The 16,843-nt window shown below is 45.5% G+C and carries 15 protein-coding genes; 4 read left to right on the top strand and 11 right to left on the bottom strand.

The features are described 5' to 3' along the window. Positions 1 to 60 precede the first annotated feature (60 nt). From sucD to sdhC, 8 genes are all read right to left on the bottom strand, one after another. Positions 61 to 933, bottom strand: a complete 873-nt coding sequence (sucD, locus tag AB4329_RS20800; protein ID WP_004734209.1) for a succinate--CoA ligase subunit alpha — start codon at positions 931 to 933, stop codon at positions 61 to 63. Beyond that, a complete protein-coding gene (sucC, locus tag AB4329_RS20795) occupies positions 933 to 2,099 on the bottom strand; it encodes an ADP-forming succinate--CoA ligase subunit beta (protein ID WP_010436793.1) in 1,167 nt (388 codons plus the stop codon). The genes sucD and sucC overlap by 1 nt, the downstream gene beginning before the upstream one ends. Before the next feature lie 206 nt (positions 2,100 to 2,305). Continuing rightward, positions 2,306 to 3,514, bottom strand: coding sequence for a 2-oxoglutarate dehydrogenase complex dihydrolipoyllysine-residue succinyltransferase (gene odhB / locus AB4329_RS20790; RefSeq protein WP_060982217.1), 1,209 nt, complete (start codon positions 3,512 to 3,514; stop codon positions 2,306 to 2,308). A gap of 21 nt (positions 3,515 to 3,535) precedes the next feature. Next, the gene (gene sucA, locus AB4329_RS20785) at positions 3,536 to 6,352 is read right to left on the bottom strand and encodes a 2-oxoglutarate dehydrogenase E1 component (RefSeq protein ID WP_086716135.1); all 2,817 of its coding nucleotides are present in this window, start codon (positions 6,350 to 6,352) and stop codon (positions 3,536 to 3,538) included. A gap of 97 nt (positions 6,353 to 6,449) precedes the next feature. Further along, positions 6,450 to 7,163, bottom strand: coding sequence for a succinate dehydrogenase iron-sulfur subunit (locus tag AB4329_RS20780; RefSeq protein ID WP_010436773.1), 714 nt, complete (start codon positions 7,161 to 7,163; stop codon positions 6,450 to 6,452). 12 nt (positions 7,164 to 7,175) lie between these two features. Further along, positions 7,176 to 8,942, bottom strand: a complete 1,767-nt coding sequence (gene sdhA, locus AB4329_RS20775; RefSeq protein ID WP_017061947.1) for a succinate dehydrogenase flavoprotein subunit — start codon at positions 8,940 to 8,942, stop codon at positions 7,176 to 7,178. Next, a complete protein-coding gene (gene sdhD / locus AB4329_RS20770) occupies positions 8,943 to 9,290 on the bottom strand; it encodes a succinate dehydrogenase, hydrophobic membrane anchor protein (RefSeq protein WP_010436768.1) in 348 nt (115 codons plus the stop codon). Further along, entirely contained in the window at positions 9,284 to 9,676 is a 393-nt protein-coding gene (gene sdhC / locus AB4329_RS20765; RefSeq protein WP_017061948.1) for a succinate dehydrogenase cytochrome b556 subunit, read from the bottom strand. The genes sdhD and sdhC overlap by 7 nt, the downstream gene beginning before the upstream one ends. Before the next feature lie 417 nt (positions 9,677 to 10,093). Here sdhC and AB4329_RS20760 point away from each other — a divergent pair, with 417 nt between their 5' ends. Next, complete coding sequence (locus AB4329_RS20760; RefSeq protein WP_017061949.1) at positions 10,094 to 11,383, top strand: citrate synthase; 1,290 nt, start codon at positions 10,094 to 10,096, stop codon at positions 11,381 to 11,383. A 247-nt stretch (positions 11,384 to 11,630) separates the two neighbouring features. Here the strand turns inward: AB4329_RS20760 and AB4329_RS20755 are convergent, their stop codons facing one another. Next, the gene (locus tag AB4329_RS20755; protein WP_017067382.1) at positions 11,631 to 12,389 is read right to left on the bottom strand and encodes a Nif3-like dinuclear metal center hexameric protein; all 759 of its coding nucleotides are present in this window, start codon (positions 12,387 to 12,389) and stop codon (positions 11,631 to 11,633) included. Positions 12,390 to 12,479: 90 nt separating this feature from the next. Here AB4329_RS20755 and AB4329_RS20750 point away from each other — a divergent pair, with 90 nt between their 5' ends. Further along, positions 12,480 to 13,238, top strand: a complete 759-nt coding sequence (locus AB4329_RS20750; RefSeq protein ID WP_017061951.1) for a DUF1853 family protein — start codon at positions 12,480 to 12,482, stop codon at positions 13,236 to 13,238. 122 nt (positions 13,239 to 13,360) lie between these two features. Here the strand turns inward: AB4329_RS20750 and pgm are convergent, their stop codons facing one another. After that, positions 13,361 to 15,007, bottom strand: a complete 1,647-nt coding sequence (pgm, locus tag AB4329_RS20745) for a phosphoglucomutase (alpha-D-glucose-1,6-bisphosphate-dependent) (RefSeq protein WP_017061952.1) — start codon at positions 15,005 to 15,007, stop codon at positions 13,361 to 13,363. 92 nt (positions 15,008 to 15,099) lie between these two features. Then, complete coding sequence (gene seqA, locus AB4329_RS20740; protein ID WP_019820493.1) at positions 15,100 to 15,639, bottom strand: replication initiation negative regulator SeqA; 540 nt, start codon at positions 15,637 to 15,639, stop codon at positions 15,100 to 15,102. A 93-nt stretch (positions 15,640 to 15,732) separates the two neighbouring features. On the opposite strand from seqA, the gene AB4329_RS20735 reads away from it, so the two are divergent. Both AB4329_RS20735 and AB4329_RS20730 read left to right on the top strand, forming a co-directional pair. Beyond that, the gene (locus AB4329_RS20735; protein WP_048660854.1) at positions 15,733 to 16,494 is read left to right on the top strand and encodes an alpha/beta fold hydrolase; all 762 of its coding nucleotides are present in this window, start codon (positions 15,733 to 15,735) and stop codon (positions 16,492 to 16,494) included. Between the two features lie 108 nt (positions 16,495 to 16,602). Continuing rightward, positions 16,603 to 16,821, top strand: coding sequence for a DUF2788 domain-containing protein (locus AB4329_RS20730; RefSeq protein WP_004737900.1), 219 nt, complete (start codon positions 16,603 to 16,605; stop codon positions 16,819 to 16,821). Positions 16,822 to 16,843 lie beyond the last annotated feature (22 nt).

Raw genomic sequence — 16,843 nt, 5'->3', positions numbered from 1 at the left:
CGTATTTTAGGACGAGACAGTTTCAATTAACTTCTATCTCAATCGATAAAAGCCAGCTGATTACCAACCCGTGATTTCACGTAGGCCTTTACCGATGTCAGCAAGAGACTTAACAGTCTTAACGCCTGCTGCTTCTAGTGCTGCGAATTTATCTTCAGCAGTACCTTTACCGCCAGAGATGATTGCGCCTGCGTGGCCCATACGCTTGCCCGGAGGAGCAGTAACACCAGCGATGTAAGATACAACTGGCTTAGTTACGTTTGCTTTGATGAACTCAGCCGCTTCTTCTTCCGCAGTACCACCGATTTCACCAATCATTACGATTGCTTCAGTTTCTGGGTCTTCTTGGAAAAGTTTTAGGATATCAATGAAGTTTGAACCTGGGATAGGGTCACCACCGATACCAACACATGTAGACTGACCAAAGCCTTCATCTGTTGTTTGCTTAACTGCTTCGTACGTCAGAGTACCTGAACGAGATACAATACCTACTTTACCCTTCTTGTGGATATGACCAGGCATGATACCAATCTTACACTCGTCTGGAGTGATAAGACCTGGACAGTTAGGACCGATCATGCGAACGCCAGTTTCTTCTAGCTTCACTTTAACATCGATCATATCTGTTGTCGGGATACCTTCTGTGATCGTTACGATCAGTTCGATACCTGCATCAATCGCTTCTAGGATTGCATCTTTACAGAAAGGAGCAGGTACGTAGATAACTGTTGCAGTTGCGCCAGTTACTTCTACTGCTTCACGTACTGTGTTGAATACTGGAAGGCCTAGGTGAGTTTGACCACCTTTACCAGGTGAAACACCACCAACCATTTGCGTACCGTATGCGATCGCTTGGTCTGAGTGGAATGTACCTTGACCGCCAGTGAAACCCTGACAGATTACTTTAGTGTCTTTGTTAATTAATACAGACATTATTTCGCCTCCGCAGCAGCAACAACTTTCTGAGCAGCATCTGTTAGAGATTCAGCTGCAATGATATCAACATCAGAATTAGCAAGTACTTCGCGACCTAGATCTGCGTTGGTACCTTCTAGACGAACAACTACAGGAACTGTTACGCCAACTTCTTTAACCGCACCGATAATACCTTCAGCGATCATGTCACAACGAACGATGCCACCGAAGATGTTTACTAGTACAGCTTTAACATTGTCATCAGAAAGGATGATCTTGAATGCTTCAGCTACACGTTCTTTTGTCGCGCCGCCGCCTACATCAAGGAAGTTTGCTGGCTTGCCGCCGTGTAGGTTTACGATATCCATCGTACCCATAGCAAGGCCTGCACCGTTAACCATACAGCCAACGTTACCATCTAGTGCTACGTAGTTCAGTTCCCACTGAGCTGCGTGAGCTTCACGCTCGTCTTCTTGTGAAGGATCGTGCATTTCACGAAGCTTTGGCTGACGGTACATTGCGTTTGAGTCAATGTTGATCTTGCCGTCAAGACAAAGCAGGTTGCCTTCGCCAGTAATTACAAGCGGGTTGATTTCTAGTAGAGCTAGGTCGTACTGAGAGAACATTTGGCCAAGACCCATGAAGATCTTAACGAACTGTTTAATTTGATCGCCAACTAGACCAAGTTTGAACGCAAGTTCACGGCCTTGGTAAGCTTGAGGGCCTACTAGAGGATCGATCGCTGATTGGTGAATCAACTCTGGAGTTTCTTCAGCGATTTTCTCAATGTCCACACCGCCTTCAGTTGACGCCATGAATACAATTTTGCGCGTTGCACGGTCAACAACAGCGCCTAGGTAAAGTTCGTTAGCAATGTTCGATGCTTCTTCAACTAGGATCTTTGTTACAGGTTGACCATTAGCGTCTGTTTGGTAAGTCACTAGGTTTTTACCTAGCCACTTTTGTGCAAACTCTTTAACGCCTTCTTTCGTGTCATGTAGCTCTACGCCGCCCGCTTTACCGCGACCACCAGCGTGTACTTGACACTTAACGACTTTCTTGGCTGTACTGATACGACCTGCAGCTTCAAAAGCTTCTTGTGCAGTATCACATGCGAAACCTTCTGGTACAGGCAAACCGAATTCTGCAAACAGCTGTTTGGCTTGGTATTCATGCAAATTCATTTTGATATTCCGTTTATTTTCCCTTAAGGGATTATTATTTCCATAACGACACAGTTTCCTGTGTTACGTCTGTAGGGTCTTCTCAAATCAACTGCTGTCCATTTTCTAATGGCTTTACAGTTCAAGTGAAGGCTAGACGTTGAGCAGCCTAGCCTTTGAAACTTTTTACGTCTAGCTAACGAGGTTAACTAGACGTTTTAGCGATACTAAACGTCTAATAGCAGACGTGCAGGATCTTCTAGAAGCTCTTTGATGGTCACTAGGAAGCCAACTGATTCACGGCCATCGATTAGACGGTGGTCGTAAGAAAGCGCTAGGTACATCATTGGTAGAATCTCTACCTTGCCATCAACAGCCATTGGACGATCTTGGATTTTGTGCATACCCAGAATTGCCGCTTGAGGCGGGTTGATGATTGGTGTAGACATTAGAGAACCAAATACACCACCGTTTGTGATAGTGAAGTTACCGCCCATCAGTTCATCAACCGTTAGCTTGCCGTCACGGCCTTTGATTGCTAGCTCTTTGATGCCCTTCTCGATATCAGCGAAACCTAGTGTGTCACAGTCTTTCAGTACTGGAGTCACAAGACCACGTGGCGTAGATACCGCCATGCTGATGTCGAAGTAGTTGTGGTAAACGATATCTGTACCGTCGATAGAAGCGTTCACTTCTGGGAAACGTTTTAGCGCTTCTGTTACTGCTTTCACGTAGAAAGACATGAAGCCAAGACGCGTGTCGTGACGCTTCTCGAATTGGTCTTTGTACTGCTTACGAAGGTCCATGATTGGCTTCATGTTCACTTCGTTGAAAGTCGTCAGCATTGCTGTGCTGTTTTTCGCTTCAAGAAGGCGGTTTGCAACTGTCTTACGTAGACGAGTCATAGGCACGCGTTTTTGGCTACGAGCCGCTGCTGGCGCTTCAACTGCTGGTGCAGATGCTACTGCCGGAGCCGCTTTCGCTGCTGCTAGGTGTGCATCGATGTCTTCACGAGTAATACGACCACCAACACCAGTGCCTTTAACGTCAGCAGGTTGTAGGTTGTGCTCAGCAAGCAAGCGACGAACAGCTGGGCTTAGTGCGTCGTTGCTCTCTTCTGTAAGAGCCGCTTTGTGGCGCTTATCAGGAGAAGCTTCTGTATCTTCCGTTGTATCTTTCGTTGGTTCACCAGCTACAGCACCCGGCTTGATTTTAGCCAGAAGCTGTTTAGAAAGCACTGTAGCACCTTCTTCTTCGATGATAGCTTCCAGAACACCCGCTTCAGGAGCCGGTACTTCTAGAACTACTTTATCTGTTTCGATATCTACAATGACTTCATCACGCGCAACCGCTTCGCCCGGTTTTTTGTGCCAAGTAGCAACTGTTGCATCAGCCACAGATTCAGGTAAATCTGGAACCAGAATTTCAATTGTCATGTGCGTATTTTCCTTTTACTTCTAGTTCTTAAGTAGGGTCAAAGCGTCGTCAACTAACGCTTTTTGTTGTTTCAAGTGTACCGACATATAGCCAACAGCTGGCGATGCTGATGCAGGACGACCTGCGTATTGAATATCAGCACCTACTGGGATAGCAGCTCGGAAATTATGTTGGCTACTGTACCAAGCACCTTGGTTTTGTGGCTCTTCTTGACACCAAACGTAATCGACTACATTTGTGTATTGTGCGATTGCAGCTCTCACGTCCTCATAAGGGAACGGGTAAAGTTGCTCAATACGTACAATAGCGACATCGTCTTGCTCGTTCTTACGTCTTTGGTCAAGTAGGTCAAAGTAAACCTTACCTGAACAGAACACGACGCGTTTTACGTTCTCAGGTGCCAGATCATCAATTTCTGCGATAGCTGGTTGGAACGTACCTTCTGCCAAATCTTCAAGAGAAGAAGTACACAGAGGATGACGAAGCAACGACTTAGGTGACATTACAATCAGTGGACGACGCATTGGTCGAACAACCTGACGGCGAATCATGTGGTAAACCTGTGCTGGTGTTGAAGGAACAACAACCTGCATGTTTTGTTCAGCACATAACTGAAGGTAACGCTCAAGACGTGCAGAAGAGTGCTCTGGGCCTTGACCTTCATAGCCGTGAGGAAGCAGCATAGTTAGACCACATAGACGTGCCCACTTTTGCTCACCTGACGAAATGAATTGGTCGATAACTACTTGCGCACCGTTTGCGAAGTCACCAAATTGTGCTTCCCAAAGGGTTAGACCGCTTGGCTCTGCTGTTGCATAGCCATACTCGAACGCTAGCACTGCTTCTTCAGATAATACCGAGTCAAACACTTGGAATGGCCCCTGCTTATCGTGAATGTTCGCAAGAGGAACATACGTGCTCGCATCTGATTGGTTGTGCAGTACTGAGTGACGGTGGAAGAACGTACCACGACCAGAATCTTGGCCAGAGATACGAATACGCTTACCGTCGTCAACAAGTGTTGCGTAAGCCAGAGTTTCGGCCATACCCCAATCGACTTGCTTCTCACCATTCACCATGGCAGTACGATCGTTGTACAGTTTATTGACTCGGCTTTGCAGCTTATGGCTGTCTGGGTATTGGCAAAGTTTGGTACCAAGCTCTTTCAGACGCTCGATATCAACCTTGTTGTCCCATTCGATGTTCCAGTCGTGACCTAGGTAAGGAGACCAGTCCACTGAGTGAAGTGCCATTGGGCGCCACTCTTTAACCACAACTTCACCGTGATCAAGTGCATCACGATATTCGTTAACGAGTTGAGTTGCCGTATCAATACCAAACTCACCGCGCTCCATTAACACATCAGCATAAAGCTTACGTGGTGTTGGGTGCTTCTTGATTTTTTGGTACATCAAAGGCTGTGTTGCATTCGGCTCATCGGCTTCGTTGTGACCGTGGCGACGGTAACAAACCAAATCAATAACAACATCACGCTTAAACGTATTACGGTAATCCAATGCCAAACGAGCGACGAAAGCGACCGCTTCTGGGTCATCAGAGTTAACGTGGAAAATCGGAGCCTGAACCATCTTCGCGATATCAGTACAGTACATCGTAGAACGAGTATCGCGTGGGTTAGACGTTGTAAAACCAACTTGGTTATTTACAACGATACGAACCGTACCACCCACACAGAAACCACGCGCTTGAGACATGTTAAACGTCTCTTGTACTACACCTTGGCCAGCGATAGCTGAGTCACCGTGGATAGTAATTGGAAGTACACGGCTACCGTCATTATCACCAAGGCGATCTTGACGTGCACGTACTGAACCGATAACTACCGGGTTTACGATTTCTAAGTGAGATGGGTTAAAGGCTAGTGCTAAGTGAACGTTGCCGCCTGGGGTTGCGAAGTCCGCAGAGAAACCTTGGTGGTATTTCACATCACCAGTACCCCACGTGTCATCGTGCTTGCCCGCAAACTCGTCAAACAGGTCTTGTGGCTTTTTACCAAGCACGTTAACCAACATGTTTAAACGACCACGGTGAGCCATACCAACAACAACTTCACGCATGCCTTGTCCGCCAGCATGACGAATAATTTCTTTCGTCATTGGGATAAGAGCATCACCACCTTCCAATGAGAAGCGTTTTGCACCTGGGAATTTAGCGCCAAGATAGCGCTCAAGACCTTCAGCAGCGGTTAGCTCTTCTAGGAAAGCTTGCTTTTCTTCTTTATTGAAAGAGGGTTGACCAGATACAGACTCTAAACGTTGTTGGATCCAACGCTTTTGCTCTGTATTTGTCATGTGCATGTATTCAGCACCAATAGAGCCACAATAAGTTTGCTTTAGAGATTTGTAGAGATCTTTAAGCACCATCGTCTCTTGGCCAATGGCGTAAGAGCCGACGTTAAACGTCTCATTGAGGTCATCTTCGGTAAGAGTGTGGAAAGAAGGGTCCAGTTCATCAACTGTCGCTCTTTTCCATAAACCTAGGGGGTCTAGATTTGCTGCTTGATGCCCTCGGAATCGATAGGCATTAATAAGTTGCAGAACCTTTACTTGTTTCGCATCGACATCTGGATCACTAACTTGGACACTGTAATGCTTTGTTTCTTGAGCGAGTCGACGGAAGTATTCACGAACACGAGAGTGTGGTTGTTCCACTGTCTCTGAAGCTTGCACAGGCAGTTCTTCAAAAACACTTCTCCATTCGTCACTTACCGAATCTGGGTCACTTAGATACAGTTCATAGAGTTCTTCTACGTACGTTGCATTGGCGCCAGCCAAGTGTGAAGACTCGAGCCATGCCTTCATCACGCCGTTGTGCATATTTTCCCTTAACCAGTAGTTTTCACGTTTGCTGCGGTCTATGCCGAGCTATTAAAAGGCCGCCCCAAAACTTCTAGGGCGGCAATTTTTATATAACTTAAACCGAACGATTCACTAGCATGGTCTTGATGTGACCAATCGCTTTCGTCGGATTTAATCCCTTAGGACAAACACTTACACAATTCATGATGCCATGGCAACGAAAAACGCTAAATGCATCATCAAGATCGGACAAACGTTCATCTGTCGCTGTATCTCGGCTATCAATTAGCCAACGGTACGCTGCAAGCAGGCCTGCTGGTCCGATGAATTTGTCAGGGTTCCACCAGAACGATGGGCATGACGTTGTACAACATGCACACATAATACATTCGTACAATCCATCTAAATGAGCACGCTCATCAGGGCTTTGTAAGTTTTCGCGAGCCGGTGGCACATTGCCGTCAGATACTAAGAATGGCTTCACTTTTTCGTAGTTATCGTAGAACTGAGTCATGTCTACAATCAGGTCACGAACAACAGGTAAGCCAGGCAGTGGACGAATCACTATCTTGTCTTGGCCAGAAAGCGCAGACAACGGAGTGATACACGCTAGGCCATTTTTGCCGTTCATGTTCAAACCATCCGAGCCACATACACCTTCACGGCATGAGCGACGGAATGAGATTGTTGGATCTTGCTCTTTCAACAGAATAAGCGCGTCCAAAAGCATCATGTCTGAACCTTCATCCACTTCTAGAGTGTATTCCTTCATATAAGGCTTCTGGTCGACATCTGGATTGTAACGGTATAAAGAGAAATTCAGTTTCATGGTCATATCTCCTTAGTACGTGCGTGCTTTTGGTGGGAACGCTTCACGATGGATCGGTTCCATATTTACACCACGCTTAGTCATGCTCTCTGACTCTGGGTTGTAAAGAGAGTGGCATAGCCATTGCTCATCATCACGGTCAGGGAAATCGAATCGAGCGTGTGCACCACGGCTCTCTGTACGGAAGTTTGCAGCAACCGCTGTTGCGAATGCAGTTTCCATCAGGTTTTCAAGCTCCAGACACTCGATACGTTGAGTGTTGAACTCTGTCGACTTGTCAGATAGGTGTGCATTCTTCAGACGCTCGCGAATCGCTTTAAGCTCTTCTAGGCCTTCAGCCATTGCTTTACCTTCACGAAATACTGAGAAGTTATTCTGCATACACTGTTGAAGATCTTTACGGATTTGCGCTGGGTCTTCGCCGTCAGTACTGTTTTCCCAACGGTTGTAACGTTCTAGAGAACGCTCAATGTCTGCTTCAGTTGCTGGTTTCGCTTCGTCTTGCTTCTTCAGTGTCTCACCTAGGTGTAGACCTGTCGCACGACCAAATACCACTAAATCAAGCAGTGAGTTACCACCTAGACGGTTGGCACCATGTACTGATACTGATGCGATTTCACCACAAGCAAAGAGACCTTGGATTTCAACATCGTTGCCGTCTTCGGTTTGCTTAATAGCTTGACCAGAAACTTGTGTTGGAACACCACCCATCATGTAGTGACATGTAGGGATTACTGGGATTGGCTCTTTCACTGGATCAACGTGAGCAAAGGTACGAGAAAGTTCACATACACCAGGAAGACGAGATTCAAGTGTCTCTTTACCTAGATGATCAAGCTTAAGCTTGATGTGTGGACCCCAAGGGCCATCGCAACCGCGACCTTCACGAATTTCAACCATCATTGAACGAGCAACAACATCACGACCCGCTAAGTCTTTAGCGTTTGGTGCGTAACGTTCCATGAAGCGTTCGCCGTCTTTATTGAGAAGGTAACCACCTTCACCACGACAACCTTCCGTTACCAATACACCTGCACCAGCGATACCCGTCGGGTGGAACTGCCACATTTCGATGTCTTGCATAGGAACGCCAGCACGAATCGCCATACCAACACCGTCACCAGTGTTAATGTGTGCATTGGTTGTTGATGCGTAGATACGACCAGCACCACCAGTCGCAAGGATTGTTGCCTTCGCTTTGAAGTAGCAAACCTCGCCCGTTTCCATACAAAGCGCGGTAGTACCTAAAATTGCACCATCTTCGTTTTTAACAAGATCCAGTGCATACCACTCAGAGAAAACCGTCGTTTTGTGTTTAATGTTTTGTTGGTAAAGCGTATGAAGCAGTGCGTGACCAGTACGGTCGGCTGCAGCTGCGGTACGAGCCGCTTGCTCACCACCAAAGTTTTTAGATTGACCACCGAAAGGACGCTGGTAAATAGTACCGTTCTCAAAACGAGAGAAAGGCAGGCCCATTTTTTCGAGTTCGATTACCGACTCAGGACCGTTTTTACACATGTATTCGATAGCGTCTTGGTCACCGATGTAATCAGAACCTTTTACTGTGTCATACATATGTTGTTCCCAATGGTCTTCATGCGCGTTACCAAGAGCAACAGTGATGCCGCCTTGCGCTGAAACCGTATGAGAACGAGTAGGGAAAACTTTAGAAAGCAATGCACAAGAAAGGCCTTGCTCAGAAATTTGCAGTGCGGCACGCATACCTGCACCACCAGCGCCGATCACTACGGCATCAAACTCACGAACAGGAATAGTCACTTACGCACCCCACAAAATAAACAGACCAGAGAAGAAATATCCAAGAAGAACTGCAACAACACCGACTTGAAGACCAACACGCAGTTTTGCGCACTTGATGTAGTCAGTTAGTACTTGCCATAGGCCGATCCACGCGTGAACCAAAACAGAAGTAAGCGCTAACATGGTGAAGACTTTAGTGAAGGTTCCACCAAAGAATTGCGTCCAAGATGCGTAAGAGATATCACCAGAGAAAGCACAAAAGCTAACTAGGTAGATAGTGTAAAGCGTCATAATGATGGCAGTAGCACGAATCAATAGATAATCGTGGACACCATTACGACCAAAAGTAGAAACGTTGTTTACCATACTAAGATCCCCGCTAGTAGAGACAATACCGCTGTTGCTGCGAATGCAACCTTAGCGCTCTTCGCGCCAGATTCCAGCTCTTCAAAGTGACCAAGGTCCATAAGAAGGTGACGAATACCACCAGCAATGTGGTAAGCCAAAGCGGTTAAAATGCCCCACAGAATAAACTTCACGAAGAAACCATCGACAATGTCGCTAGCTTCGGCAAAGCCTACTGGGGATGAGAGGGAAATGGATAGTAACCAAAGCAAAATTCCAATCGCGACAAAAGTTATCACCCCAGACACACGGTGTAGGATGGAAGCTATTGCTGTGATTGGAAAGTGGATGGTCTGTAAATCTAAATTAACAGGTCTTGTCTTTCTTTCTTTCACGGGCTTGCTCACTCAGCTCCATTGAGCATTATGGTCATTAAATAACCTTATGATATTGTTATGGACAAAATTTGATTGTAAACCTTCAAAATTTAACATTAACTTAACAAATAACCGAAGTTGAGCCTTAGATAATTGTAAAATAATTGTTAACTGCTCGATTAAGAAAGACACCTCACATTTCTTCTTAGCCTTGCATTTATAAGGTTTTAACCAAACTTTTCAGCGTCACTATACGACTGGCAACATTCTAATACAATTGATGTAACAAATAATGCTACACAGACCAGATTTTTAACGAATTTAATGTAAAAAACACTAACAAGTGCACACAAAGCTTCAGAAAAATTGACTTTCCCACGTAAGACCAGTAAAAAAATGGCACATAAACATCCTGGACGGATTAAATAATAAACAAAGGAGATTGTTATGGCGGATAAGAAAGCTACCCTTCACATTGAAGGTCAAGCGCCAATCGAGCTGCCGATTACAGAAGGTGTACTTGGTACTCCAGTGATCGATGTTCGTACACTAGGTTCTAATGGTTTTTTCACTTTTGACCCTGGTTTTCTTGCCACTGCATCCTGTGAGTCTCAAATCACTTTTATTGACGGTGGAAAAGGCATTCTTTTACATCGTGGTTATCCAATCGACCAACTTGCCAATAACGCTGATTACTTAGAAGTATGTTACATACTTCTTTACGGTGAAGCCCCATCTAGAGCTGAGTACGAAAAGTTCAAGACTACCGTGACACGTCACACTATGGTGCACGAGCAAATCGCTAGTTTCTTCCACGGCTTCCGTCGTGACGCTCACCCTATGGCTGTAATGTGTGGTGTTGTAGGCGCTCTAGCGGCGTTCTACCACGACTCACTTGATGTCAACAACGATACACACCGTGAAATTGCGGCATACCGCCTGATTTCAAAAATGCCAACACTGGCTGCAATGTGTTACAAATATTCAATCGGTCAGCCGTTTATCTACCCACGTAACGACCTAGGCTACGCAGAAAACTTCTTACACATGATGTTTGCAAACCCATGTGAAGAGTATGAAGTGAACCCTATCGTTGCTCGTGCAATGGATAAGATTTTCACTCTACATGCTGACCACGAACAGAACGCTTCTACGTCTACAGTGCGTCTTGCTGGTTCATCTGGTGCTAACCCGTTTGCGTGTATCGCAGCAGGTATCGCATCACTTTGGGGCCCAGCTCACGGCGGTGCAAACGAAGCTTGTCTGCGCATGCTTGAAGAGATCGGTAGCGTAGATAACATTGAAGAATACGTTGCGAAAGCAAAAGACAAAGATGACCCATTCCGTTTGATGGGCTTCGGTCACCGTGTTTACAAGAACTACGACCCACGTGCAACAGTAATGCGCGAAGCGTGTCACGAAGTGCTTAAAGAGCTAAACATCCAAGATCCACTACTAGACGTGGCGATGGAACTTGAGCGTATCGCTCTTTCTGATGAGTACTTTGTTTCTAAGAAGCTATACCCGAACGTAGATTTCTACTCAGGTATCATTCTGAAAGCAATCGGTATTCCAGTATCTATGTTTACAGTAATCTTCGCGATGTCTCGTACCATCGGTTGGATTGCTCACTGGAACGAAATGCACAGCGATCCGACGAACCGTATCGGTCGTCCTCGTCAGCTATATACTGGTGAAGAACAACGTGACTTTAAAGCACTTCACGAACGTGAATAGTTGCTATAAATCATAATGTTAAAAGGGGTTGATGTGAGAACATCAACCCTTTTCTTTTGTACGCTCTCAACTTCGTCATCCTCAAGAATGCGAAGTGAACGAATAAAATAATATCGTCATCCCCAAGAACGAGGGACGAATGAGTTGGGGATCTCCTTAAGCGAGCAGATAAACTATACAGGTTACCTGCTCAATTCTAGAGAACGACGCATACACTCGACTCGTACCCCTTATCTCGCATCTGCTCTTAAACTGGGTTATCGATATCAATAAACTCAACATCCAAGCCATGTTCTTCCGCTAACCATTCACCTAACGCTTTTACACCGTATCGCTCAGTCGCGTGGTGGCCAGCAGCAAAATAATGAATGTCTTGCTCGCGTGCTGAGTAAGTAGTGCGCTCAGAAATTTCACCAGAAATAAAAGCATCAATGCCTTGAGAAGCCGCTAGCTCAATGTAGTCTTGACCACCACCAGTACACCAACCGACGGTCGTTATCATTTTGTCTTGGTTTTCTGGAGCGATATGCAGTGGTTTACGATTTAGAGCTTGATCGATTTTTGCTGCGAATTCAGTACCTGTCATTGGTGTTTTTAATTTACCAAACATAGCAACCGATTGTGGGTGCCCTTCCAAACCGCCTTCGACTTCTATCTCAAGTAACTCCGCCAGTTTCGCGTTATTACCAAGCTCAGGGTGGATATCAAGCGGCAAGTGATAACCTAAAAGATTGATGTCATTTTTAATCAAGGTACGAATGCGCTTGCCCTTCATGCCACGAATCGCTTCTGACTCGCCTTTCCAGAAAAAGCCGTGATGGACTAACAAAGCGTCTGCGTTCAGTTCTACCGCTTTATCAATCAAGGCTTGAGAAGCTGTTACACCAGTAACGATTCGCTTCACTTCTGTCGCGCCTTCAACTTGAAGACCATTAGGACAGTAATCTTTAATCTGCTGTGGCTGCAGTTTTTCGTTAAGTAGCTTTTCTAATTGTAAGTTAATCATTTTTCTTTCCAGCTTACCTTTATAATAACGTCGTTATATCAATTTACGGGTAGAATGTCGAAAGCCCCACGATGAGTTTATGAGGAAGAGATGACAGCACTGCAACGTTTTTACCAATGGGTCATCGACTCACCGCCATTACTAGAAATCAAGCCACCGGTTTCGGATCTCAGTGCATTCTCTAGCAACCATGCCATCGACTCATCACATACTTATGAGGGTAATCCTAGATTAGGTTTCCTCTACCAATATCTATGCGAGCAAGTGATCGCTGCCTCACCGAATTACTCGATAAAGCACGACGAGATTCAGATCAATGTGGAAGGCAGAACTCTCGGTGCAATCGACTTTATTCTTAAAGAAGAGAGCAGCCAAAAGCTGGAACATTGGGAAGTGGCGATTAAGTTTTATCTGCTCCACGAACAAACATGGTTTGGACCCAACTCTCACGACCAATTGGATAAGAAACTCGACAGGATGCTCAGCCACCAACTCGAAATGTCCTCTTCTGCCGCCTTTGTTGAGCAATATCCAGAAATCGATGTCGACTCAAAACACTTACTGATGCAAGGTCGTCTGTATACCAACCCTTTCTTAGAGCAAAACATACCGACAAAATGCTTGGGCTATGACATTAACCCAAGCCAAGTAAACGGCTTTTGGTGCTATCAAGATCAGGCTCATTTAATCAGTGAACCACTGTATCCACTCACCAAAGAGCAATGGGCAGCAGGGACGGATGATTTCAGCAGTCAGCCTATCACCGAGTTCGGTGATCGCTTCGTCCATGGGCAAACAAAGTCGGGGCAATTCTGGTTTGTGATGCCACAAAGTTGGCCACACGGTTAGTCGTCTGAGCTAACTCAGTTACCTTTTCCCGCTTATACGTAACTAACACAAACAAAAAGGGCTGATGCTTTCACATCAACCCTTCTTCTATTTACGTAGCAACTCTAGTAATCGAGATTCGATTATAGGCCAGCCGCTGCAAATACTTGGTTCACAATCTCTTGAGCTTCTGCTTCGATTGCTTTCAGGTGCTCTTCACCCTTAAAGCTTTCACAGTAGATCTTGTAGATGTCTTCAGTGCCTGATGGACGAGCAGCAAACCAGCCGTTCTCAGTTGTCACTTTCAAGCCACCAATCGCAGCACCGTTACCTGGAGCGTGTGTTAAGCGTGCAGTAATTGCATCACCAGCCAACGTCTCAGCAGAAACCATCTCTGGAGATAGTTTCTTCAGCACGTCTTTCTGTGCACCATTTGCTACCGCTTGAATACGGTTGTACTTAGATTCACCGTGTTTAGCGGCAAGTTCTTCGTAGTATTCTTGTGGGTTCTTACCTGTCACTGCTGTGATCTCAGCCGCAAGCAAGCAAAGAATCAGGCCGTCTTTATCTGTTGACCAAGGCGTACCGTCTTTACGTAGGAAAGAAGCACCTGCGCTCTCTTCGCCACCAAAACCAAACTGGCCGTTGTATAAGCCATCAACGAACCATTTGAAACCAACTGGCACTTCACAAAGTTCGCGACCTAAGTCAGAAACTACGCGATCGATTAATGCACTTGATACTAGTGTCTTACCAACAGCAACGTCTTTACCCCAACCTTCACGGTTACGGTATAGGTAATCAATACAAACCGCTAAGAAGTGGTTTGGATTCATCAAACCTTTAGGTGTCACGATACCGTGGCGATCGTAATCTGGGTCGTTACCAAATGCTAGAGCGTACTCGTCTTTAAGCGCCAGTAAGCCTGCCATTGCGTATGGAGAAGAACAGTCCATACGAACTACGCCATCTTTATCTAGAGACATGAATTGGAATGAAGGGTCAACCGCTTCACTTACCAGAGTAAGATCTAGATTGTACGCTTTACCAATTTGACGCCAGTAATCAATACCGCTGCCACCCAGTGGATCAACACCAATCTTGATGTTTGCTTTCTGGATCGCTTCCATATCCACGACGTTAACCAAATCAGCGACGTATGGCGCGACTAGGTCAACTTCTTTTACTAGCTCAGACTGTTTAGCCTGTGCGATAGGCGTACGCTTAACACCTTGCATTTGCTCAGCAATGATCACGTTCGCACGGTCTTCAATCGCTTGAGTCAATTCAGCTTCAGCTGGGCCACCGTGTGTCGGGTTGTATTTAATACCGCCGTCTTGAGGTGGGTTATGTGAAGGCGTGATAACAATGCCGTCGGCTTTTTTGTCATTCACTAGGTTATGCGTAAGAATCGCGTGCGAGATACCCGGTGTTGGAGTAAAGCCGTTGTTTTCTTGAATAATAACTTCAACACCGTTCGCTACAAGCACTTCGATAACCGTAGAGAACGCAGGCTCAGATAGCGCGTGAGTATCTTTACCTAAGAAAAGAGGGCCAGTTGTACCTTGCTCGGCACGAACTTCAGCAACCGCTTGTGCAATTGCTAGAATGTGATTTTCGTTAAATGTTGATTTGTCTGCTGTACCGCGGTGACCTGAAGTACCGAAAAGTACTTTATGATCTGGGTTCGTAGCATCCGGTTGCTGTAAGAAATAGTTAGCAACTAAAGCCGGGATATTATGAAGATCTTCCTGCTGAGCTTTCTGCCCAGCACGAGGGTGCATAGCCATTTTTAGACATCCTTATATATAAAATTTAAAAACAAAAAAACCTCATAATATCTTCTTATCCATGGATATTATGAGGTTTAAATCAGATTTCGTTAAATTGAACCTGTTACTTTTTCTATCAATTCTGCTTGGAAACTCATGCGGCTCATAAGCTGCTCAACCATCTGTCTTTTTCGGCTTGTATTGTTATTAGTAATAACCCAAAAAGGACTTTGTGGAATAGCTTTAGGCTTAGTCGTGTTGCCGTTTGCTAGCAACGTCGCTTCGTTATCTGCAAAGTAAACGCGCTTACGGCCTTTTACTTGAGTTGCTTCTGAAAAGCTTAAAGGGTCGATTTTATGCAGTGTTGATAACACAAGCATGAAACGATCAATGGCTTTCTTTAGTGATGCAAACTCATCTGATATTAGTAGTGAGCGCATTTCTTTAACGCCATCGAACTTCTCTGGAGTAAAGCCTACCTCTTTGCTAACAACGATACCTTTTGGCTCAACGATCTCTTCGATCGGAGCCATGCCTTGGCTATCAACCTGTAACAAGCGGCGCAGAATATCTGAAGCGCTTTCGCCAATACGTTCTGTCTGACCCGCAATAAAACGGTATAGGTCCTCATCAACCTCAATTGTTTTCATTCGCTTTTCACAATCTCAATGTTTAAACTCTGGGGGATTATAGCGAGATCCGCGCGGATACTCTACGTCAAACCCACCATGAATAAGATAAAAATGTCAGTACAGCTCAACTATAAAATTGAAGGTGAGGGTCACACCATTGTTTTGATCCATGGATTATTCGGTAATCTGGACAACCTTGGCTTGCTCGCTAGGGATCTAAAAGCCGATCATCAAGTGCTTAGTATCGATCTACGTAACCACGGCCAATCTTTCCATAGTGACACTCATGACTACCAAGCGATGGCGCAAGATGTCTCTCAACTGTTGAAAGATCTCGAGTTAGACGACGTCACTGTGATTGGTCACTCGATGGGTGGCAAGGTCGCCATGGCACTCACCCAACACCTAGAGCTACGTAAACTGATCGTACTGGACATGGCACCGGTCGCTTACACCCAAAGTCGCCATGATAACGTATTCGCAGGCCTTCAAGCCGTGATAGAAGAAAAACCAGAATCTCGCTCTGAAGCACTTAAAGTACTCGCAAAACATATTGAAATCGACGGGGTTCGCCAGTTCTTAACGAAATCACTATTCAAGTCAGAACAAGGCATTATGGAGTGGCGCTTTAACGTCGCGTCACTACTTGCAAACTACGCTCACATCATTGGCTGGGAACCGATCGACAAAACCTCGGTCAAAACCTTGCTAATAAAAGGTGGGGATTCTGACTACCTCACGGCTGAGCACCAAACTGCAGTTCAGCAGCAATTTTCTAACGCAAAGGCGCACGTCATTGCCAATACGGGTCATTGGCTACACGCAGAAAAGCCAGCTGAAGTACTCAGAGCAATACGAAAATTCATCGCTTAAGCGCGCTTTTTCATGCAGATAAATGAGAGCTGAGTAATCACTGCAGATTAACTTTATCTCGCAACAGTGATATAGTGCGCCCAAGCAAAATTGGTATATAAGGTTCCCATGCTTTACGACTACATGAACATCATTGAATCTGTTGGTTTAGATCTCCTGTTTGCCGCGATTTTCTTTTTAATCGGTATGGCAATTAAGGACGTTCTCAAGCAGGGAAATGTTCCTCCATTTGGTCGTCGCATCGTATGGTTAGTACTTTTCCTTGGCTGTGCGGGTTTTATCGCCAAAGGGATAATCCAACTAAGCTGGGAAGGAACTGGGATCTAACGATTCTCTTCCGAACTTTATT

It is taken from the genome of Vibrio sp. 10N.261.54.A5 (assembly GCF_041471145.1).
Lineage (GTDB): Bacteria > Pseudomonadota > Gammaproteobacteria > Enterobacterales > Vibrionaceae > Vibrio > Vibrio crassostreae_C.
The sequence above is the reverse complement of the archived record's forward strand: the minus strand, read 5'-3'. Positions and strand labels throughout refer to the sequence as shown.

Bases quoted from the DNA above. Each gene is read 5' to 3' on its own strand.
- odhB (WP_060982217.1), bottom strand. From the start codon at position 3,514: ATGACAATTGAAATTCTGGTTCCAGATTTACCTGAATCTGTGGCTGAT.
- AB4329_RS20760 (WP_017061949.1), top strand. From the start codon at position 10,094: ATGGCGGATAAGAAAGCTACCCTTCACATTGAAGGTCAAGCGCCAATC.
- seqA (WP_019820493.1), bottom strand. From the start codon at position 15,639: ATGAAAACAATTGAGGTTGATGAGGACCTATACCGTTTTATTGCGGGT.
- sucA (WP_086716135.1), bottom strand. From the start codon at position 6,352: ATGCACAACGGCGTGATGAAGGCATGGCTCGAGTCTTCACACTTGGCT.
- sucD (WP_004734209.1), bottom strand. From the start codon at position 933: ATGTCTGTATTAATTAACAAAGACACTAAAGTAATCTGTCAGGGTTTC.
- AB4329_RS20735 (WP_048660854.1), top strand. From the start codon at position 15,733: ATGTCAGTACAGCTCAACTATAAAATTGAAGGTGAGGGTCACACCATT.
- AB4329_RS20730 (WP_004737900.1), top strand. From the start codon at position 16,603: ATGCTTTACGACTACATGAACATCATTGAATCTGTTGGTTTAGATCTC.
- AB4329_RS20755 (WP_017067382.1), bottom strand. From the start codon at position 12,389: ATGATTAACTTACAATTAGAAAAGCTACTTAACGAAAAACTGCAGCCA.
- sdhD (WP_010436768.1), bottom strand. From the start codon at position 9,290: ATGGTAAACAACGTTTCTACTTTTGGTCGTAATGGTGTCCACGATTAT.
- sucC (WP_010436793.1), bottom strand. From the start codon at position 2,099: ATGAATTTGCATGAATACCAAGCCAAACAGCTGTTTGCAGAATTCGGT.
- pgm (WP_017061952.1), bottom strand. From the start codon at position 15,007: ATGGCTATGCACCCTCGTGCTGGGCAGAAAGCTCAGCAGGAAGATCTT.
- AB4329_RS20780 (WP_010436773.1), bottom strand. From the start codon at position 7,163: ATGAAACTGAATTTCTCTTTATACCGTTACAATCCAGATGTCGACCAG.
- AB4329_RS20750 (WP_017061951.1), top strand. From the start codon at position 12,480: ATGACAGCACTGCAACGTTTTTACCAATGGGTCATCGACTCACCGCCA.